The following is a 19765-nucleotide window of genomic DNA, read 5'->3' as shown; positions in this document are numbered from 1 at the left end:
ATTAAAAATTATGTATGCGCATACAAAAAGGCGCTTGTATATTATCTATACAAGCGCCTTCCTTTTATTAATAGATCCATTCGTTTACTAGTTTACCGTACTCTACTACGCCGCCATCTTTAAAAAACAATCCAATTTCACGCTCAGCGCTTGAAAGTGAATCTGAACCATGGATTACATTTTTGCCCACCGTTAAACCGTAATCTCCACGAATTGTACCAGGAGCTGCATCCTTAGGGTTTGTAGACCCCATCATTTGGCGTGCTGTAGCAATTACATTTTCACCTTGCCAAACCATGGCAAATACTGGACCAGATGTAATAAAATCGACTAATTCACCGAAGAATGGACGCTCTTTATGTTCACCGTAATGTTCTTCTGCTAGCTCAGTAGGGATGGTCATTAATTTAGCCCCTACCAATTGAAAACCCTTTCTTTCAAAACGTGCAACGATTTCACCAATCAAGTTTCGTTGTACACCATCAGGTTTTACCATCAAAAAAGTTTTTTCCATGAATTCCACTCCTAAATCAAATATGTATAATTGCTGCCATTGGGCAACCCATGAAAATATAACACTTTTTTGAATATTTCGCAAGAAAGAAATAAAGCGGCATTTAAAAGGTGTGTTTAGCACCTTGCCGCTTGTGTTTTGCTAATAGTCCGCTACCTATCAGTATTTTCTTCTGCCAATAAATTTAGCAATATCACGAAGCGTTTTTCTTGCCCTGTTTGAAGGTAGATCTTCTAAGACAGCTAAGGCTTTTTCGAGGTACATATCACTTAGTCTTATTGACTTTTCAATTGCACCAGAATCTTTTATCATCTTGAGGATTTCTGCCATATGAGCGGGTTCGATATGTTCATGAACCTTTTCAACTTCTAACCGGATCTTCTCATCTTCCATTGCATATAGGACTGGCGCAGTGATATTTCCCTGAAGAAGATCACTCCCTGCTGGTTTACCGAGCTCTTCTTCTGTTGAGGTAAAGTCTAATATATCATCAGTGATTTGGAAAGACATTCCTACAAAGTATCCAAAGAGATATAGTTTTTTGTGAGTTTTTTCATCTGCACCTGCTGCAATTGCACCCAACTGGCAGCTTGCTGCAATCAATAATGCTGTCTTTCTTTTTATTCTACGAAGATAATTTCTAAGATTTTGATTATAGCGGTATTTGTCCTTGATTTGTTCAACCTCACCAACAGTCACTTCAACAATGGTGTTTGCCAAGATTTTATGTGCAAGGGGCTTTCCAATATTCGCCATTAACTCGAGTGCCAGCGCAAAGATAAAGTCCCCAGTATACATAGCTGTCTTATTGTCCCATTTTGCTTTAACTGTTGGTTGTCCTCTTCTAATATCTGCATCATCAATTACGTCATCATGTACGAGTGAGGCCATGTGAATCAGCTCTAAAGCAACCGCGACATTTTTCATGACATTTATATCATAATGCCCAAATTTCCCTGCGAGCAAAACAAAAACAGGACGAATTCTTTTTCCTCCTGCTTGTAAGGTATGCAAAGAAGCTTGTTTCAAAAGAAGAGAGTCAGCTTGTATAGTAGCCTCTAGCTTTTTTTCAATTATGTTTATATCCGAATTCAAAAATGAATACATCATTTTTAATTTCATTTGTATTCACCCAGCTTTTCTTCCTGTCTACAATTCTTGTTCTATTATTTATACCCCATATGGACTGCCGCCGCTCCACCACTATATGGTTTGTACATAACATTTTTAAAACCAGCCGTTTCAAACATCCGTGCCAATTCTTTCATTCCTGGAAAGTCCCTTGCAGATTCTTGGAGCCATGAATATTCTTTATAGCTTTTTGCAAATAACTTGCCAAACATCGGCATAATGAACCGGAAGTAAAAATAATACATCTGTTTATAGCCAATTAAGGTCGGTTGTGAGGTTTCTAGGCAAACGGCTACTCCGCCTGGCTTTAGTACACGATTCATTTCTTTTAATACCTGAAGGTAATCAGGAACATTACGCAATCCAAAACCAATTGTTACATAATCAAAGCTATGATCAGGGAATGGAAGCTCCATGGCATTGCCATGTACCAGGTGAACATGTTTTAGCCCCAGGTCTTTTACCTTGTCAATCCCAACATTCAACATATTTTGGCTAAAGTCTAAGCCAGTAACTTCGCCTGTTGGACCAACAGCTTCAGCTAATGCAATCGTCCAATCTGCTGTTCCACAACAAACATCCAGCGCTTTAGAACCTGGCTTGACAGCCATTTTCTTCATAGTATCTGTCCGCCATCTGATGTGTTGTTGAAAACTGATAACTGAGTTCATTTTATCATAGTTGTCAGATATTTTTTCAAACACCTTATGAACTCGCTGTTCTTTCGATTGCTGCATGTGTTAACCCTTCTTCCACTAAAGTTTTACAATTGGCTGTTTTTCATTCATGATCATTTCAATTCTTTCTTTTATCATGTCATTAATAAAGGTATGCTGGCTTGTTCCTTTTATTTCATCTTTTGATTCATTAATATAGTCATCACAAATAGTAATAAGGTGTTTTGTTTGTTCCTCAGATAATTTAACCTTTGAACTGTACCCGGGATACATCAAAGCTTTCAATGCATCAAATAAAAAGGATTCACCATTCTCGACAAAGTGTCTTTTTTCTCTAATAAGCCGTTTTATAAATAAAAAGTTTTCTATGAAGTCATTCCAAAATTCAACTTGGAAATATCCTGAATATTTATTAAAAATTGCACTTTCAATTTTTTTGATACTTACCATTAATTGTTCAATACCAATCGTTTCCTTTTGATAAATAATTATTTTATGTTCATTAACCTCTTTGATTCCTTTGGATAGTTCTCTAATTAAACCAATGTCTTCTGCTTGGGCCAGAAGCTTATAGTATAAGCCGCTATAGTAATCACCAGCCAAAACAGTTAACTGTCGGCTTTTTTCATCAACATCTTTATTCGATATATGTTCATGGGTATCTAGAGCAATTTGTATAAGCATTGTAGTAAGTGCGTAGGTTTGTATATCACTAGAAGAGAATTTTTGTCGTTCTAGCATTGAAACTAAAATAAGCAGCTTATCATCATCAATTATCGGAGTTTCAATAAATTTAAGCAAGTAGGGATGATAGACCCTTTGTTCAACCAGTCGTTTTGTGTCTGTATAATTTTGTCGAATATTTGGCAATCTAATCACCCTTGCTTCCCCTAAATGTATATTTATTAAACTCTTTTATCTTTACAAGGCAGTCACAATTATATCATAAATGCTTTTTGGATGGGCAGGAATTCACAAAATAAATACATTTCAATTATCTAAAAAAAGATAATTAAGACGCTCCCCTTTCTTCCACTACACAAACTACTTCTTCATTTCACTGTCGATTTCCCCAAATTGGGTAAGTATTTTAGCATTACCCCTGATCTTGATCGCTGATGTATGGTCGGTAAATTGAGCAATTAATACTTCTCCTTTATCAAGCTTCTCGGAATGATGAAATCTAGTATCCGTCCCTCTCGTTAACCCTATAACATTTACACCGTCATCAATTGCTTTAATAACCACAAAATCACTATTATGAGCGAGTCGTTTTTCCATTTTTACACCTCAGTCCATTTTAATTAGTGATAGAATTTCAGAACGTGCGGATGTATCTTCAGCTAACGTTCCTCGAACAGCTGTTGTTATTGTTTTAGCCCCTGGTTTCTTCACTCCGCGCATGGTCATACACATATGCTCTGCTTCAACCACTACCATTACTCCGTATGGATCTAACTTCTCCATCATACTTTCAGCAACAGTGGATGTAATTCTTTCTTGAAGCTGAGGTCTTTTCGCAACAGCTTCAACGGCTCTTGCTAGCTTACTAAGTCCAGTTACTCGTCCGTTTTTGGGAATATAAGCAACGTGCGCTTTACCATAGAACGGGACAAGGTGGTGCTCACACATGGAGTAAAAGGGAATATCCTTTACTAAAACCAATTCTTCATGATCTTCACTGAAGATAGTCTCAAAATGTGTTTTCGGATCCTCATTTAGACCGCTAAAAACTTCTTCATACATTTTAGCTACTCGTTTCGGTGTATCAAGCAACCCTTCTCGATTGGGGTCTTCACCAATTGCATCTAATATTAAACGCACCGCCTCTTCAATTTGGGCCCGATTTACTTCTGCCATCTTTTTTCCTCCTATGTAAAACAGTAAAATTATCTATGACATGTACATATTAGCATATCCATTTACGTGCAATCAAAAATCAAATCTGCAATAAGATTTTACCATAAAGAAAAAAGGCCATGGTTGTCCCACGGCCTTTTGCCTAAGCGATCGCTTAAAGCAATAATTGTATGTAATTATTTTACTGCGTCTTTAAGCGCTTTACCTGGTTTGAAAGCAGGCACCTTGCTTGCACCGATTTCGATTTCCTCACCAGTTTGAGGATTGCGACCTTTACGGGCTGCACGCTCGCGTACTTCAAAGTTACCAAAACCAATTAGTTGTACCTTATCACCATTTTTTAAAGCATCTAGAATTGAATCAAAAACAGCATCAACTGCTTTTGTAGCGTCTTTTTTAGATAGCTCACTTGCTTCTGCTACTGCGTTAATAAGTTCTGTCTTGTTCATGCCATTCACCTCCTCCCAATAAAATGAATTTAGATTCGTAAAATAAGATTACTTATCTACATTTCTAAACAATTTTTCTAGTTTCTATACGTCATAGTGCAGTTTTATTAGTAAAGTAATCAAAAATTACGGTAATTTATGTTTTAATGTACTTTTTAATAAAAAACCCTATTATATAAAGGTTTTAAGCACTAAACGTAAGTCTGTTAAAAGATTATCACAATCATTTGAGCATATCAAGAATAATTCATGAAATTATGGTAATCTTTTCTTCGATTCGACAAAATTCTACTATTTTTGAAGAATTTGGAGTTGCTTTTTTGTCAAAAAAGAAAAAGACCCCAAAAATGGAGTCTTAGTACTTAGAGGATAATGGCGATTAATCCACCAGAACCTTCATTTATGATTCTTTCTAGCGTTTCTTTTAATTTATATCTCGCATTCTCTGGCATTAACGAAAGTTTCGCATGAATACCTTCTCGTACAATTGAACTTAGTGATCTTCCGAAAATATCTGAGTTCCAAATCGATAACGGATCATCCTCAAAATCTTGCATTAAGTATCTGACAAGTTCCTCGCTTTGTTTCTCAGTTCCAATGATTGGTGCAAACTCGGATTCTACATCTACTTTAATCATGTGGATGGAAGGGGCAACTGCTCTCAATCTTACACCGAATCGTGCACCATGACGAATGATCTCAGGCTCTTCTAGACTCATATCTGAAAGTGTTGGAGAGGCAATGCCATATCCTGTTTGCTTTACCATTTTCAGAGCATCTGCAATGTGGTCATATTCTGCCTTGGCATGTGCAAAATCCTGCATAAGCTCGAGTAAATGGTCTTTTCCTCTGATTTCCACTCCTACAATTTCTTTTAAGATATCATCGTATAGCTCATCAGGAGCGAATAGGTCAATTTCTGCTACACCCTGACCCATTTCAATCCCCGCTAAACCTGCTTTTTCAATATAATCAAAGTCACTAAACTGTTGTACAACTCGATCCACATCTCGTAATCTCTTGATATCTTTAACTGTTTCCTTTACTGCTTCCTGATAGCTCTCACGAAGCCAATGATTTTCTCTTAATACCATCACCCAGCTCGGGAGATTAACATTAACTTCAAGTACAGGGAACTCGTAGAGAGCCTCTCTAAGTACATTAAGCACATCGCTGTCACGCATGCTCTCGACACTCATTGCTAAAACCGGAATATCATATTTCTCAGCTAAATTTGCTCTAAGCGTCTCTGTGCTTGGATGGTAAGGCTGAGCACTGTTGACAACCATAATAAATGGCTTGCCAACTTCTTTAAGCTCTTCTATTACCCTTTCCTCAGCCTCAATATAATTACTTCTAGGAATTTCTCCAATCGTTCCATCTGTTGTAACGACTACCCCGATTGTAGAATGTTCCTGAATTACTTTTCTTGTGCCTATTTCAGCCGCTTCGTGAAAAGGAATAGGTTCTTCGTACCACGGTGTATTAATCATTCTCGGACCATTTTCATCCTCATAACCCTTTGCTCCAGGAACTGTATAGCCCACACAATCCACTAGTCTAATATTTACATTGAGTCCTTCGTCAACATGGACAGTCGCAGCCTGATTTGGTACAAATTTTGGCTCTGTAGTCATAATTGTTTTTCCTGCTGCACTTTGTGGAAGTTCATCCTGTGTTCTTGATCTTTCCGCCTCATTTTCTATGTTTGGTAAAACTACTAGCTCCATAAACTTTTTTATGAAGGTAGATTTTCCTGTTCGTACAGCACCTACAACTCCTAAATAAATATCACCGCCTGTTCTTTCGGCAATATCTTTAAAAATATCAACCTTTTCCAAGTGATCCCCTCCCGATCATAGAGTAAAGTGGGATAATATTATCCATCTAGATATTTTTGGACAATATATGTTTATGATGTTGTCCTATATTGTTATGACACTTTTTTAAAAATTTTTTACCTCCCTTAAAAGAATTCGCTGCTTTTCCTAGTATCTGTCGTGTCTTAAAGTTTTGATCGAATGAGGGTTTATTAATAGCAGGGCTCCAAGGAATTTCCATGCGAGAGTTCATAATAGATTTGGATTACACCTTTTAGCCTAAAAAAAAACCCTTCTCCTACAATATATTTCGTAGAAAAAGGGATATGACAAATTATTGTTCTAAAAAAACAGGCTCATTACTTTCGGCATCTAAAGTATACGGTATTGAGTAGGCCGGAACAAACATCGAATCTTCAACAAGGATAAATCGAATATCCTCTCCCGGCTTTACCTGCTTGTCCGTTTTCTGCAGTTCTTGGTAAAGGTCTTGGCGATAATCTACCACAACATCACCCGTTGTCGTAATTACCAAGGGTAAATTTTGACTAGTAAATGGACTCAAAACAAACGGAGGCTTTTCATAGCCAAGCTGTTCATAATCAATTGAATAGACATTTTTGCCTAATCTATCTTTAAATGGCGGATAACCATTTGCGCTAATTCTAAACCTAATATCGCGGATGGTCTCAGCTATTCTTAAATCCAGTAATTTTACTGTTGGATTTGTCTCCACATCGACAAGAACATAATGAAAAACCCCTCCACTTTCATAAGCATTCCCTGGTGGTTCGGCCAAATATCGCGGAGCTATTTTTTTGAAGTCAATAGGATATTTTTGATAAATTGGTGTTTCGGCATCTTTAGTCTTTATAGGCAGGATTCCGCCGTTATCCTCTTGAAATGAATTTACAGCCTGCTGAACAGCTTGGAGTTGATCTGTGTACGGTATTTGATTTTTTGCCAGCTTAGAGTTAGGGTACATACATCCTGATAAAAATAATGACGTTAATGAGATAACTATACCAAGCACTTTCCATTTCATAACAATCACCTTAAAAGTTAGAGTTTATCTGTTTATTTCTATGTACCTTATGTAAATAGGACAATAAACAGGGTTAATCCTGATACGACTAAAAACAAGTAAGCTAGTATTGCCGTAATAATTCTTAGAAAGCCTTTTAGTTTAAATCTGCTTAAATAAATTGTAATGATCGCTAGAAACATGAGTCCAATTCCAGCGATTGATATCCACATTTTCAGCATACCTGGTGACAAATTAATTCCCCCTTTATTCCGAAAGTAATTATATCATAGGTAAGCAAAATCATTAAAAAAATTATTCTTTTGCAATAAAAAAACTGAAGTAAAGAGGGGCGATTTCTTTACTTCAGCATTATGACTAAAATAACCCATTTTATAGGTTCATACTTCAAGTGTTCTTCGTTGCATTGTATGCAATCCAGCAATAAAAGGAATCACAAATTGCTATTTTTATGGGTTAATCTTACATTTTTATTCGTCAGTATTTCTTTCCTCGAGAATATTGACTAAATCCTCCATTTCATGTGTCTTTCCACGGGTCATTAACACATCGACCGCATCTTTTGCATTTTTACCGTTGAAAAGAACATCATAAAGTGAATGTGTAATCGGCATATTAACTCCATACTTCTCAGAAAGCTGGTAGGCTGCTTTCGTTGTCCGAACACCTTCGACAACCATTCCCATATTTTCTAATACTTCCTCTAGCGTTTTCCCTTTACCCAGTAAGTTTCCCGCCCGCCAGTTTCTTGAATGGACGCTAGTACATGTTACAATTAAATCACCGATTCCAGCTAAACCTGCAAAGGTTAAGGGGTTCGCACCCATTTTTGTACCTAAACGTGCAATTTCAGCCAGCCCTCTAGTCATCAAAGCTGCTTTGGCATTATCCCCATATCCAAGTCCGTCTGTAATTCCAGCAGCTAAAGCGATGATATTCTTTAATGCCCCGCCTATTTCAACTCCAATTACATCAGGATTGGTGTAGACTCGGAAATTTTGATTAATAAATAGATCCTGAACTTCCTCTGCAGCCTTCATATTTTCAGACGAAACCGCAACGGTTGTTGGATGACGTAAACTTACTTCCTCAGCATGACTTGGTCCTGAAAGTACTACAACTGCCGTTAAGAATTCACTTGGCATCTCAGCCTTAATCATCTCTGTTATTCTCATTAATGAATCGGGCTCAATCCCTTTACTTACGTGAGCGATTGTAATTGGTTTTGTTTGAATCGAACGGATTTTCCCAACTACTTCGCGGATTGCCTTAGTAGGTACAGCCAAAATGACTGTTCTTACATCTGCCAAGGCATCTGTTAGCGAAGCATATCCGATAATTAACTCCGGTAATGTGATCTCTGGTAAATACTTCTTATTGGTATGAAAGTGATTAATCTCATTTACTTGGCTTTCATTGTGGCTCCAAAGACGCACTTCATGACCATTGTCTGCAAGCACCATTGCTAGGGCAGTCCCCCAGCTCCCTGCTCCAACAACCGCTATAGGTGCATTATTACTCTCCATAATACAACAACTCCCACCAATATTATTTTCTTTCTCTAGCGTAAAGCTTAATTGGGGTTCCTTCAAATCCAAAAGCATCTCTAATTCTATTCTCTAGAAAACGCTCATAAGAAAAATGGAGTAGTTCAGGCTCGTTTACGAACACAACAAATGTCGGCGGCTTTACAGCAACTTGTGTGGTGTAATAAATTTTTAAGCGGCGCCCTTTATCTGTCGGTGTTGGGTTCATGGCTATAGCATCCATAATTACATCATTTAAAACACTTGTTTCAACTCGCATTGCATGATTCTCACTAGCAGTATTAATCATAGGCAACAGCGTGTGGATCCGTTTTTTCGTTTTTGCGGATAAAAATACAACCGGAGCATAGCTAAGGAATAAGAAATGTTCACGTATTTGTTGTTCGAGCTCTTTCATGGTTTTCTCATCTTTTTCAATGGCATCCCATTTGTTTACAACAATAACAACGGCTCTTCCTGCTTCATGAGCATATCCAGCAATTTTCTTATCTTGCTCAATAATTCCCTCTTCAGCATTAATAACAACGAGGACAACATCTGATCGTTCAATCGCTCTTAGTGCACGCAGAACACTGTATTTCTCAGTACTTTCGTACACCTTCCCTTTTTTCCTCATTCCAGCAGTATCAATAATCACATATTTCTGACCGTTATATGTATAAGGAGAGTCAACTGCGTCTCGGGTTGTTCCTGCAATATCACTGACAATGACTCGTTCTTCTCCTAAAATAGCATTAACTAGTGATGATTTACCAACATTAGGTCGTCCAATTAAAGAAAATTTAATCGTATCTGCATCATAATCTTGCTGCTTATTCTTCGGGAAGTATTTGGCTGCCTCATCTAATAAATCACCTAAACCCAGCCCATGAGAGCCAGATACCGGAATCGGTTCTCCAAAACCTAATGAATAAAAGTCATAAATTTGTTCACGCATATCAGGATTATCAATTTTATTTACACCTAAGACAATTGGCTTTTTTGATTTATATAGGATTTTAGCTACTTCTTCATCTGCAGCCGTAACTCCTTCTCTTCCATTCGTTAAAAAGATAATTACGTCTGCTTCGTCAATTGCTATCTCAGCCTGCTGACGAATCTGTTCTAAGAATGGTTCATCGCCGATATCAATTCCACCGGTATCAATTACATTAAAATCATGGGTTAACCATTCTCCAGAGCTATAGATACGGTCTCTTGTCACTCCTGGGATATCTTCTACAATCGAAACTCTCTCACCAACAATCCTGTTGAAGATCGTTGACTTTCCTACATTTGGTCTACCTACAATAGCTATAACGGGCTTTACCATTTTCAATTGCCACCTTTCTAAATACCTTGTAATTTTCAATATTGTTTATCTTTTATCTTAAGCAATGACTTAAAAGTTAAAAATAAATGCTAAAGAAACCCTTCTCTCGTTTAGAAGGGTCTAACCATATTAGTTTAGCAATGTTAAACCTTTACCGCAACCTGAAAACTCGTCTTGCCCTCCAGTTACGATGACTTTTGTTTCTGTTTTTCCATAAAACTAAAATGATTTTGTAGAAAAGCACCTGTATTTTCAAGTAAGCTCCACACTAAAAGCAAGGCTGTAATTAACGCCCACACATCCAGATATGCTAGAGAAGATACCGGGTAAGGAAATTGAAGTCTGCTTAGGAAATAGGCGTATACTATTTCACCCTGAATCGTTCCGCATACAATAATCAGCAACCTGCCCTTTAAAGTTTTTTGTAACAGTACCGCTAAATAACAAAAGCTTACACCCATCATCCATTCTTTTTGAAAGATGATCCATATGGGGTCAAATATCTCAAATAAATTAAAGGCAGCGTAGGCTAATGTAATAATAACCGAACATAGATAAATATAAAGCAAAGACCAATTTTTTTCTTTACTTAAAATGATATAGGATAGAAGCAGCATGAACACTCCACTAGCCGTTATCTCAAAATCACCTAGCTTAATTTGAAAATCAGAAAGAATAATGATTAGTAAAATGATTACTGATAAGTTCAGACGTTGATGGTTTTTCTTATTGAACATGAAAGTAAGGTACACCCAAAATACCCAGAGAATCCAGTAAAACATTGAACCTTCCAATTGCCACACCTCCTAATGTTTCCATTATCGGTATACTTTATGTATTTTCATACTTTCTTGAATAATCTTCCCACATCAAAATCATTCTATAAGAAGGAGGTGTGCAAATGGGAAAAGACCGCCAAGAGAAAAAGTTAAAGGCAAGTGGACGAGTTGAATCTGATCGTGACCAGGCCCTGCATTATCCTGGCTCAACAAAACTTCAAAGCCCAGAAGAGGCTAGAGGCTTGAACGATTCGAAGTATAGTTAAAACGTTTTAACCGAACAAAGCTCTCGCAACTGCGAGAGCTTATCTTATTATACGCTGACTATATTGTTTTGTATTTATCCCTCTTTGTGACAACCAATGATATGTATCACCAGATATCATGATTGGAGCACTTTGTAATTCTTTGATTGAGTTTGCACCAACTGCAGTCATAATCATAATTAATTCCTTTTGAAGCGAATCAATATGTTCACTTAAAGCATCAATACCATCCTCCATCAGAATTCTCAAAAAATTCCCTGCAAAACCAATAATATTTGCTCCTGAAGCTATCCCCTTGGCTATTTCAAGTCCGGATGTAAAGCCCCCTGAACCTATGACAGTAATTCCAGAAATTTGTGAAGCTTCTAAGATGGATATCGGAGTTGGAATACCCCAGTTATTAAAAAATGCCAGGGAATGGGAATGACTGCGCCTACTATTTTCAATTTCGGCAAAATTTGTCCCCCCAAAACCACCTACATCAACCGCAGAAACTCCGATATTTACAAGTGATTCTACTGTATCTTTTGACATTCCAAAACCGACTTCTTTAACAATGACAGGTACATTTACCTCATTTACAATTTCTTCAATCCTTCGAAGCGCACCAGTAAAATCCCTGTCGCCTTCAGGCATCGTTAATTCTTGAATAACATTCAAATGTATTTGTAGTGCATTGGCAGCAATCATGTCAACAGCAAGCTTTGCTTGATGAGGTGTTGCTTCACTTCCAAGATTTGCAAGTAATACTCCATCAGGATTTTCTTCTCTGACAACTTCATATGTATATCTTTCATTCTTGTCCTTTATTGCAGACATTTGCGACCCTACAGCCATGGTCAGCCCTGATGATCTTGCGACCTTGGAAAGCTCTCTATTGATTTCAAAAGTTTTTTCCCCTCCGCCGCCAGTCATTGCATTGATAAAAATAGGCGAACTTAAATAAAGTTCGCCTATTTTCTGGTCTAATCGGACATCTGATACATTAATGTTTGGCAGACTTTGATGGATAAACTGTATATCATCGAAAGCGTTAAAACGTTGCCCCTTTTGGTTTTTAAGGGCAAATCGAATATGATCCCATTTGCGTTCAGATCTAGACACTAATAATCACCATTATTTTCTAAGATTCTTTAATTTATCTCCAATTACTTCTCCAAGCTGAAAACCTTTTGATTCTTCCGGAAGTTCGTAATCAAAGTTCTCTTCCCCTTCTCTTTCAAGAAGATCCTTAATACTCAAGGAGAGGCGCTGGTCTTGTTCATTGCTGTCAAGGACTTTTACGTTAACCTCTTGACCTTCCTTTAAAACCTCGTGAGGTGTTCCAATATGCTTATGTGCGATTTGCGAGATATGAACTAGGCCTTCGACTCCTGGGAATACTTCAACAAATGCACCGTATGATACCAATCTTTTAACAGTGCCCTTTAGTGTACCGCCTTTTGGTGCTTTCTCACTAACATTTGACCACGGCCCAGGTTGGGTTTCCTTAATTGATAAAGAAATTCTTTCATTGTCACGATCAACATTCAAGACTTTCACTTTTACTTTTTGGCCTTCTTGTACGACATCTGTAGGTTTTTCGACATGTTCATAAGATAGTTGGGAAATATGGACAAGACCATCCACACCACCAATATCAACAAATGCACCAAAATCGGTAATTCTTTGAACCGTTCCATCGATGACCTGGCCTGGCTGAATATTTTTAAGTAAATCTTTCTTATGTCTGCCTTTTTCTTCCTCGACAACCGCACGATGAGATAGAATCAAACGATTCTTTTCCTTATCAAGTTCGACGATTTTAAAGGTAAGTGTTTGACCTCTATAGTCAGAGAAATCTTCTACAAAATGCGCTTCAACTAAAGACGCTGGTACAAACCCACGTACACCAAGGTCAACCACTAGTCCGCCTTTTACAACATCTTTTACCTCAGTTTCAATAATTTCTCCGCTGTTAAAAAGCTGCTCTAAGTTGACCCAGGCTTTCTCTGCATCGACTTTTCTTTTAGAAAGGATTAATGCATCCTCTTCCACTTTCAGCACTTCTAAATCAAGTTCATCACCTTCAGAAACCACATCAGAGGCTTTCTCAACGTGGAGGCTTGAAAGTTCACTAATTGGGATAATTCCATCTAACTTACTATCAGGAATATTTACTATAACCTGCTTCTCTTCTACTTTTGTGACTTGTCCGGTGACTTTGTCGCCAATTTCATAATTTTTTACTTCTACTTGATTCATATCTTCCGACATATGTACTCCTCCTTAATCCATTTACTGCAAAGAAATATATGAAAAAATAAAGCTTTCCTAGCCAAAAAAATCTCTTTTAACTAACTTCTTATAAATAAACTATTTTGTCAAGCACAACCTATTGATGCTCTTTAATAAGTTTATGAATTTCTTCCATAATTAATTCGGTCACTTGTTCAGCGGAAGCCTTTCTATTTCTTAACTCTTCCATCGGTATCGGTTTGCCGTAAACCACTTTTAATTTCCGCATGCTTTTGTATGGACCAATGATAGCACTTGGAACTACATCCGCGTTAGATCTCAGGGCAAAAAAGCCTGCCCCAGCAAGACCCTTACCCAGTTCCCCAGTATGACTCCTAGTCCCCTCAGGAAAAAGTCCGAGTACTCCGTTCTCCTTCAGGACATTTAATCCTTTTCTAAGTGCCTCCCGATCACTCATCCCCCTCTTTACTGGAAAAGCATTACAATTTTTAACGATATTTCCTAAAACGGGAACTTTAAATATCTCTTCCTTTGCCATGAAATGCACGGGTCGGGGTGCAGTGATTCCTGTAATAATGGGGTCGAAGTTATGAATATGATTCACACAAAGCAACACACCTTCATCCTTTGGGAAATGTTCTATTCCGCTTACCTCAATTCTATACCATGGTTTGAAGACAGATCCTGCAACCGCTTTTGCAAAAGAATAAAACGTCACACTTATCCAATCCTTTCTAATGCCAGAATCATAATTTTTTCTACAACCTCAGGAATGGTCAGAGATGTGGTATCAATTTCGATTGCATCTTCCGCCTTTTTTAAAGGAGCATATTCCCGTTCAGAATCAATTTTATCTCTACGGGCGATTTCCTCTTTTAATTGTTCTAAATCCGATGGGAAACCCTTTTGAAGATTTTCCATATGCCTTCTAACTGCCCGTTCCTCCACACTGGCAAGCAAAAACACCTTTACTTCAGCATTTGGAAGGACATGGGTTCCTATATCCCGGCCATCCATCACAACACCACCACCAACAGCAAAGGCTTGTTGCATTTTTACCATTTCTTCCCGTACTTTTTGGTGCTTGGCAACGATTGACACTGAATTTGTAACCTCAGAAGATCGAATTGTCTCAGTTACATCTAGTTGGTCAAGATACACTAATTGTCCCTTAGGTGAAGGGAACAACTCTAGTTTCGTTTCAAGCAGAGTATGTAATAGAGCATTTTCATCCTCAAGATTGATATTCTTAACTTTTGTTTTGTAAGTTAATGCTCGATACATCGCACCAGTGTCGATGTATATGTATGATAGTTTTTCTGCCACAATTTTTGCTACTGTACTTTTTCCGGCTGCAGCAGGACCGTCAATTGCGATAGATATTTTCTTTTCCATATTTCCTCCTAGGTCGTTCAGGTCTAATCTTGTACCCAAAATTTATTTTACCATAAGAAAGGGATATTCCTCGTTTTTTATCTTCGAAAAAATTGAATTCTCTAATGTATACTGTTCCCACACACCATTAGAGGAACTTGGCGTTCGCCATGTTCTTAGCGAGTGCCTTAGTTTTTCTTATGCGTTAGGAAAGAAGAAGTTTGAAGAAATTTCTTCTTTCCTATTAGCCAAAAAAAAAGCAGGTATCCTGCTTTTAAGTACTAACTTTTCTATATGTTCTACTAGTTCCCATTAAAGGTTTGAAGAATCTCAGTGAAGGTATTTTCATTTACACCTTCATATTTTGTTAATTGGTCCAGCTGAGGAAAGACGTCTAATTGATGCAAGAACAACTGAACCATTAGGAGAAAGATAAATTGGATAACAATAACTTTTAGCAGAATCCTCTCAAAAACCTTCATACCAACACCTCAATTTCTATATTCACTATTATGAGAGTGTTAGGAACAATTTATTCTCTTCATGAAGAAAAAGGAAAAGCAGAATTGCTTTTCCTAAACTACATCATCATATACCGCTTCGGCATTTTTAAGTTTTTCTACTTCTTCTTCTACACCATCTTTTGCATTTATAAAGATTCTGTAAGTATCATTACCCAATGTACCTAAGAACTCGTAACATAAAACTTCATTATTTAAATCGTTGATAATTACCGCTTGTCTTTCTTCCATCACTTTCAAGTTCGGATTAACCTTTGCACGGGCCTGTTCACTTGTAAGTACTGGTTGTTCAATTTCTCTTGTCTGGTAGGATTTTAAGTATTCTTGTGCAGAAAAACCGATGATATCGCCGTTATCGAGAGCCACTTCTATCTTGACTGCCTCTGGGTAAATTCTTACGTTATTGACAGAAGTGACAAAATTAAAGACTCCTGTATTATCATATTGGGAACTCTCAAATAGTTCTAAGTCTTTATATCCATTTTCCTTTAAAAATGCAGTTGCTTTATTTGAAGCATCGTTTAGACTTATATTTTGTTCGGTTACATCCCGATAATTAATAAACCAAATTGGATATCCAGCTTTTTTTGTTATATCCATATTTCCTTCTTGACCTGTTTTTTTATTCTGAATCGACACACTATAAAAACCATAGTCAGAACCCTTACCATTTTTAGTTACCTTTGCTTCAGCATCACCATTAAATTTCATATACTTTTTTGCTGTTGTAATGGCTTGTTTTTCTGTTATGGTTTCCCCTTTTATCTTTGCAAAGTTTTCATCCTTCTTTTGCAAATTACTGAATGAGACACCAAGATCACTTTCTTTATAACCTGAAACTGTTTTTTCAACTGTTTTAAACCCATCAATAATCGTATTATCTCCAGCTACTGTTCCTGAGGCCAGCGCTAGTTCAACATCCATCCAACGAAKATTATTCTCTAGGACCATGTGTTGAACCTTTCTAAGCTCCTGTTGAATTTCTCCTGACTTACTGTATAGAACTTTTAACGTTTCGTATTCTTCATCTGATAGTGGTTCTTTGTCCAAATCTCTTACCGCCGTTCGATAACTAAAGTTTCCGATGTTAGCTAAAAACTCCTCCGTTTTGTTAAAAGGAAGCAGAGTTAGTGGAAGCTGCCCCACATCACTATGCGCCTCTGAAGTTATTCTCCATACTTCCGCCAAGGAAGGTGACAATGAATTCCTTGAGTTCATCGCTAGGGTTGTTCCTATCTTATCGTTTAGTAAATCCATGTTATATGTTAAATCATGAAATGCACGTTGATAGTTATTCTCGGCATTCAATAAAACTGCATTTTTCTCCCGATGCTCTTGGTAGCCCCAATAGGCTGTACCCGCTACACCAATCGCTAGAACACCAATGATGATTCCTCTTATCATCCTTTTCACCCCTTTATTTGCAAAAAATATGTTTTCCAATTTTTTTAATTTGTGGTCTCGTCCAAATCCATCCACTTGTTGCTGTATCCGGATTAAAGTAATATAAGGCCTGGCCAGTTGGATCTATACCATTTATTGCGTCTAAAACTGCTTTTCGGGCCGTTTCGTTTGGAGTTAACCAAATTTGTCCGTCAGCAACTGCAGTAAAGGCTCTTGGCTCAAAAATAACTCCAGAGACAGTATTAGGGAATGTAGCACTGTTTACACGATTAAGGATGACTGCAGCAACTGCCACTTGCCCTGTATATGGCTCTCCTCTTGCTTCTCCATAAACAGCATTAGCCATCAACTGTATATCATTGCTTGAAAAGCCACCCGGTGTATTTGCCGCCGTTGGTTTCGTCGGTTGCTCTGCCGGTGCTTGAGGGTTTGCAGTATTTGCAGGAGGCTTAGCCTGCTGACCTGCCGGCGGCTTAGCCTGTTGACCTGCTGGCGGCTTAGCCTGTTGACCTGCCGGCGGCTTGGCCTGTTGACCTGCTGGTGGCTTGGCCTGTTGACCTGCCGGCGGCTTGGCTTGCTGACCTGCTGGCGGTTTCGCAGGAGCACTCTGTTTATTCTTATCAACTCCACCGTAATGGGTAAACTTATTACCTTTATTTATTTGCTCTCTTACAAACTGTTTATTATATTTACTCGCTTTTACCAGCTTTGCTTTTGTTACAGTCCCTGCTAGTCCATCAATTGGCAGTCCAAATTCATATTGGAAATTTCTTAATGCCCAATAAGTTCCCCAACCAAAAACTCCATCAATCTTTCCATTGTAATAGCCAATGTATTGTAGTCTAGATTGAAGTTCAATAACGTCCTCACCAACGGCCCCTTGTTGGATTACCTGATTGGAAAAGGCATGAACCCTATTGTCCTCCACATAAGATAATGGCATCATACAAAGGGAGATAACAATGAAAGATTTAAATAAGATTTTTTTCTTCTTCATAGCAAACTAACCCCCAGTTGTAAATCTTTTTAGATGTAAACCTATTTTTTGCTCTTTTAGTTTTTTTATTCCAAAAAAGACAAATCAAAAACCCTCCATCTATAAATGAAGGGTTTTTTCTGCTGAATATTGGTGCTTTTTGTGAATAGCCGTAAGGGTTTTGGCCATTTTTACTTTTCTCAGTCCGAACCACCATAAAAAAATCATAAAAGGCAAAATAATATATAACCAGTGCTCTTGTGATATTAAAATAAAATCGTAAGATCCATGTAAAACAAAGGGTAAAAACAAGGAAAATACTATCCACTTTCTTTTATTTTCAGTGAATTTTGCTTTTCCAATATAAAAACCCATAATAACTCCAAAAAGAGCATGACTAGACACAGGAAGTAATGCCCGCGCCATCGCATATTCAATCCCGTTTGCGAGTAAATAAAGGATATTCTCAACTGTTGCAAAACCGAGTGACACTGCTACTCCATAAACAATTCCATCAAACGGTTCATCAAAATTAGCATGCTGATAAATCACATAAAATAAAATAAACCACTTAAAAAACTCTTCAAGAAGACTTGAGGATAGAAAAGCATCGACGAAATCACTTTTAATAATATTTTCGGTATGAAGGACGTGCTGGATAAACATAATGGGAAATACCAGAAGAGCTCCGTATAAAAATGCTTTCATTACCACCGAAATAGGCTCTGAGTCATATTCATCTTTTAAATAAAAGTAACTTAGCAAGGCCAGACCGGGAGCAATTCCGGCTGACAAGATTCCCAGCATGGCTTATCCTCATTTCCAATTCGTTTCCTTTATCGTACCATGATAGGAGGATTTATTAAATGAAAAAAATCATCCATTACTGTTCATTTTAGAAGTTGATATTCTCCAGTCCGCTCGCAAGTGCTACTGACAACTTTATTCTAGCTTTCTTCGAGTCATTGTCACTGCCAAGAATTACTCCCTTGTTGAATAAATCATAAGCACTGCCTTTATAATCATAGGTTGTGTATACTGATCCTTCTTCTGCACTTGTTGTAACTACTAAAACGACTCCAGCAGAAATTGATTTTTCAATTTCTTCCATCATGCTCGGTGCAACTTGTCCACGACCGACTCCCTCTAAGACAATGCCCTTTACCCCAGCTTCCCTGGAAGCCTTGATAAATTTCCCATCAGCACCCATATAACACTTAATAATTTCAACCTGCGGAATAGGTTGTGTTATGTGAAAATATTCACGCTTAATAGGTTTCTGAAAAACGTGTACAGCATCATTATCGATGATTCCCAAGTAACCAAAGCCAAAAGCATTAAATCCTTGTATATTCGATGCGTGTTCTTTTTTCACATATCGCGCCGCAAATATCCTCTCGTTAAAAACAACGACAGTACCAGCATTTCTTAAATCATCTGAACAAGCAGAATAAATTGCGTGCCTAAGATTTATATAAACATCACTGCCCAAATCCTCCGGTGAACGCTGTGACCCAGTAACAATGACAGGCCTTGAATCGTTTACCGTTAAATCTAGAAAATAAGCAGTCTCCTCCAGGGTATCTGTTCCATGGGTAACCACTACACCTGAAACCGTATCATCAGTAAAATATGTTTCAATCTTTTCTTTTAATAATACTAAATCCTCAAAAGTAATATGAATACTAGCTTTTTGAAACACAGATTCAATAATAACTTCAATATCCTTAGGCAGATTGCACATTGCTGCAAGTTCTTCTCCTGTTAATTCTCCAGAAGCCAATTTGCCTGAGTCTTTGTTAGGTTTACTAGCAATCGTTCCGCCTGTTGTTAACAAGACTACCTTTTTCAT

23 protein-coding genes are annotated in these 19765 nt (G+C 37.6%); 1 reads left to right on the top strand and 22 read right to left on the bottom strand.

Annotated elements, in window-relative coordinates; translation table 11 throughout:
- Positions 1-67 precede the first annotated feature (67 nt).
- The 13 genes from ndk to BTR25_RS10455 all read right to left on the bottom strand — a co-directional run bounded on the left by ndk (position 68) and on the right by BTR25_RS10455 (position 11149).
- Complete coding sequence (gene ndk, locus BTR25_RS10520) at positions 68-514, bottom strand: nucleoside-diphosphate kinase (RefSeq protein WP_075688034.1); 447 nt, start codon at positions 512-514, stop codon at positions 68-70.
- Between the two features lie 159 nt (positions 515-673).
- Positions 674-1636 carry a heptaprenyl diphosphate synthase component II gene (gene hepT / locus BTR25_RS10515; protein WP_075688033.1) on the bottom strand — a complete coding sequence of 321 codons (963 nt, stop codon included), beginning with the start codon at positions 1634-1636 and terminating at the stop codon, positions 674-676.
- Between the two features lie 44 nt (positions 1637-1680).
- Positions 1681-2382, bottom strand: coding sequence for a demethylmenaquinone methyltransferase (locus BTR25_RS10510; protein WP_075688032.1), 702 nt, complete (start codon positions 2380-2382; stop codon positions 1681-1683).
- An 18-nt stretch (positions 2383-2400) separates the two neighbouring features.
- On the bottom strand, positions 2401-3201 hold the full coding sequence (locus BTR25_RS10505) for a heptaprenyl diphosphate synthase component 1 (protein WP_075688031.1): 801 nt from the start codon (positions 3199-3201) through the stop codon (positions 2401-2403).
- Between the two features lie 165 nt (positions 3202-3366).
- Positions 3367-3603, bottom strand: a complete 237-nt coding sequence (gene mtrB / locus BTR25_RS10500; protein WP_075688030.1) for a trp RNA-binding attenuation protein MtrB — start codon at positions 3601-3603, stop codon at positions 3367-3369.
- Positions 3604-3612: 9 nt separating this feature from the next.
- Entirely contained in the window at positions 3613-4182 is a 570-nt protein-coding gene (gene folE / locus BTR25_RS10495; RefSeq protein ID WP_075688029.1) for a GTP cyclohydrolase I FolE, read from the bottom strand.
- 176 nt (positions 4183-4358) lie between these two features.
- Positions 4359-4631: a non-specific DNA-binding protein Hbs gene (hbs, locus tag BTR25_RS10490; protein ID WP_034676225.1), complete on the bottom strand. Its 273-nt coding sequence runs from the start codon at positions 4629-4631 to the stop codon at positions 4359-4361.
- 362 nt (positions 4632-4993) lie between these two features.
- On the bottom strand, positions 4994-6472 hold the full coding sequence (gene spoIVA, locus BTR25_RS10485; RefSeq protein WP_075688028.1) for a stage IV sporulation protein A: 1479 nt from the start codon (positions 6470-6472) through the stop codon (positions 4994-4996).
- Positions 6473-6785: 313 nt separating this feature from the next.
- Positions 6786-7496: a hypothetical protein gene (locus BTR25_RS10475; protein WP_075688026.1), complete on the bottom strand. Its 711-nt coding sequence runs from the start codon at positions 7494-7496 to the stop codon at positions 6786-6788.
- Between the two features lie 47 nt (positions 7497-7543).
- Complete coding sequence (locus BTR25_RS10470) at positions 7544-7729, bottom strand: DUF2768 domain-containing protein (protein ID WP_075688025.1); 186 nt, start codon at positions 7727-7729, stop codon at positions 7544-7546.
- 237 nt (positions 7730-7966) lie between these two features.
- Entirely contained in the window at positions 7967-9022 is a 1056-nt protein-coding gene (locus BTR25_RS10465; RefSeq protein ID WP_075688024.1) for an NAD(P)H-dependent glycerol-3-phosphate dehydrogenase, read from the bottom strand.
- 22 nt (positions 9023-9044) lie between these two features.
- The gene (der, locus tag BTR25_RS10460; protein ID WP_075688023.1) at positions 9045-10355 is read right to left on the bottom strand and encodes a ribosome biogenesis GTPase Der; all 1311 of its coding nucleotides are present in this window, start codon (positions 10353-10355) and stop codon (positions 9045-9047) included.
- A gap of 185 nt (positions 10356-10540) precedes the next feature.
- Positions 10541-11149, bottom strand: a complete 609-nt coding sequence (locus tag BTR25_RS10455; RefSeq protein WP_075688022.1) for a YphA family membrane protein — start codon at positions 11147-11149, stop codon at positions 10541-10543.
- 107 nt (positions 11150-11256) lie between these two features.
- Between BTR25_RS10455 and BTR25_RS10450 the strand changes: the two genes are divergently transcribed.
- Complete coding sequence (locus BTR25_RS10450; RefSeq protein ID WP_075688021.1) at positions 11257-11400, top strand: YpzI family protein; 144 nt, start codon at positions 11257-11259, stop codon at positions 11398-11400.
- Positions 11401-11439: 39 nt separating this feature from the next.
- Here the strand turns inward: BTR25_RS10450 and fni are convergent, their stop codons facing one another.
- The 9 genes from fni to BTR25_RS10405 form a co-directional block, all read right to left on the bottom strand.
- Positions 11440-12504: a type 2 isopentenyl-diphosphate Delta-isomerase gene (gene fni / locus BTR25_RS10445; protein ID WP_075688020.1), complete on the bottom strand. Its 1065-nt coding sequence runs from the start codon at positions 12502-12504 to the stop codon at positions 11440-11442.
- Positions 12505-12516: 12 nt separating this feature from the next.
- On the bottom strand, positions 12517-13656 hold the full coding sequence (rpsA, locus tag BTR25_RS10440; RefSeq protein WP_075688019.1) for a 30S ribosomal protein S1: 1140 nt from the start codon (positions 13654-13656) through the stop codon (positions 12517-12519).
- 118 nt (positions 13657-13774) lie between these two features.
- Positions 13775-14356, bottom strand: a complete 582-nt coding sequence (locus BTR25_RS10435; RefSeq protein ID WP_075688018.1) for a lysophospholipid acyltransferase family protein — start codon at positions 14354-14356, stop codon at positions 13775-13777.
- A gap of 2 nt (positions 14357-14358) precedes the next feature.
- Entirely contained in the window at positions 14359-15033 is a 675-nt protein-coding gene (gene cmk, locus BTR25_RS10430) for a (d)CMP kinase (RefSeq protein ID WP_075688017.1), read from the bottom strand.
- A gap of 281 nt (positions 15034-15314) precedes the next feature.
- A complete protein-coding gene (locus tag BTR25_RS10425; protein ID WP_075688016.1) occupies positions 15315-15494 on the bottom strand; it encodes a YpfB family protein in 180 nt (59 codons plus the stop codon).
- Between the two features lie 93 nt (positions 15495-15587).
- Complete coding sequence (ypeB, locus tag BTR25_RS10420; RefSeq protein ID WP_075688015.1) at positions 15588-16937, bottom strand: germination protein YpeB; 1350 nt, start codon at positions 16935-16937, stop codon at positions 15588-15590.
- Positions 16938-16950: 13 nt separating this feature from the next.
- Positions 16951-17934 (bottom strand): spore cortex-lytic enzyme, encoded by a 984-nt coding sequence (gene sleB, locus BTR25_RS10415; protein ID WP_075688014.1) that lies wholly within the window; start codon positions 17932-17934, stop codon positions 16951-16953.
- A gap of 99 nt (positions 17935-18033) precedes the next feature.
- Complete coding sequence (gene prsW, locus BTR25_RS10410) at positions 18034-18720, bottom strand: glutamic-type intramembrane protease PrsW (RefSeq protein WP_075688013.1); 687 nt, start codon at positions 18718-18720, stop codon at positions 18034-18036.
- Between the two features lie 88 nt (positions 18721-18808).
- Complete coding sequence (locus tag BTR25_RS10405; protein ID WP_075688012.1) at positions 18809-19765, bottom strand: asparaginase; 957 nt, start codon at positions 19763-19765, stop codon at positions 18809-18811.

This window comes from Bacillus sp. MRMR6 (genome assembly GCF_001940785.1).
Taxonomy (GTDB): Bacteria; Bacillota; Bacilli; order Bacillales; family Cytobacillaceae; genus Neobacillus.
Note: the sequence above shows the minus strand (reverse complement) of the source record. Positions and strands in the feature narration are given on the sequence as shown.

What these genes read in the sequence shown, in the direction of transcription:
- ndk (WP_075688034.1), bottom strand. Translation starts at nt 514, where the DNA reads ATGGAAAAAACTTTTTTGATGGTAAAACCTGATGGTGTACAACGAAAC.
- hepT (WP_075688033.1), bottom strand. Translation starts at nt 1,636, where the DNA reads ATGAAATTAAAAATGATGTATTCATTTTTGAATTCGGATATAAACATA.
- BTR25_RS10510 (WP_075688032.1), bottom strand. Translation starts at nt 2,382, where the DNA reads ATGCAGCAATCGAAAGAACAGCGAGTTCATAAGGTGTTTGAAAAAATA.
- mtrB (WP_075688030.1), bottom strand. Translation starts at nt 3,603, where the DNA reads ATGGAAAAACGACTCGCTCATAATAGTGATTTTGTGGTTATTAAAGCA.
- folE (WP_075688029.1), bottom strand. Translation starts at nt 4,182, where the DNA reads ATGGCAGAAGTAAATCGGGCCCAAATTGAAGAGGCGGTGCGTTTAATA.
- hbs (WP_034676225.1), bottom strand. Translation starts at nt 4,631, where the DNA reads ATGAACAAGACAGAACTTATTAACGCAGTAGCAGAAGCAAGTGAGCTA.
- BTR25_RS10475 (WP_075688026.1), bottom strand. Translation starts at nt 7,496, where the DNA reads ATGAAATGGAAAGTGCTTGGTATAGTTATCTCATTAACGTCATTATTT.
- BTR25_RS10465 (WP_075688024.1), bottom strand. Translation starts at nt 9,022, where the DNA reads ATGGAGAGTAATAATGCACCTATAGCGGTTGTTGGAGCAGGGAGCTGG.
- der (WP_075688023.1), bottom strand. Translation starts at nt 10,355, where the DNA reads ATGGTAAAGCCCGTTATAGCTATTGTAGGTAGACCAAATGTAGGAAAG.
- BTR25_RS10450 (WP_075688021.1), top strand. Translation starts at nt 11,257, where the DNA reads ATGGGAAAAGACCGCCAAGAGAAAAAGTTAAAGGCAAGTGGACGAGTT.
- rpsA (WP_075688019.1), bottom strand. Translation starts at nt 13,656, where the DNA reads ATGTCGGAAGATATGAATCAAGTAGAAGTAAAAAATTATGAAATTGGC.
- cmk (WP_075688017.1), bottom strand. Translation starts at nt 15,033, where the DNA reads ATGGAAAAGAAAATATCTATCGCAATTGACGGTCCTGCTGCAGCCGGA.
- BTR25_RS10425 (WP_075688016.1), bottom strand. Translation starts at nt 15,494, where the DNA reads ATGAAGGTTTTTGAGAGGATTCTGCTAAAAGTTATTGTTATCCAATTT.
- sleB (WP_075688014.1), bottom strand. Translation starts at nt 17,934, where the DNA reads ATGAAGAAGAAAAAAATCTTATTTAAATCTTTCATTGTTATCTCCCTT.
- prsW (WP_075688013.1), bottom strand. Translation starts at nt 18,720, where the DNA reads ATGCTGGGAATCTTGTCAGCCGGAATTGCTCCCGGTCTGGCCTTGCTA.
- BTR25_RS10405 (WP_075688012.1), bottom strand. Translation starts at nt 19,765, where the DNA reads ATGAAAAAGGTAGTCTTGTTAACAACAGGCGGAACGATTGCTAGTAAA.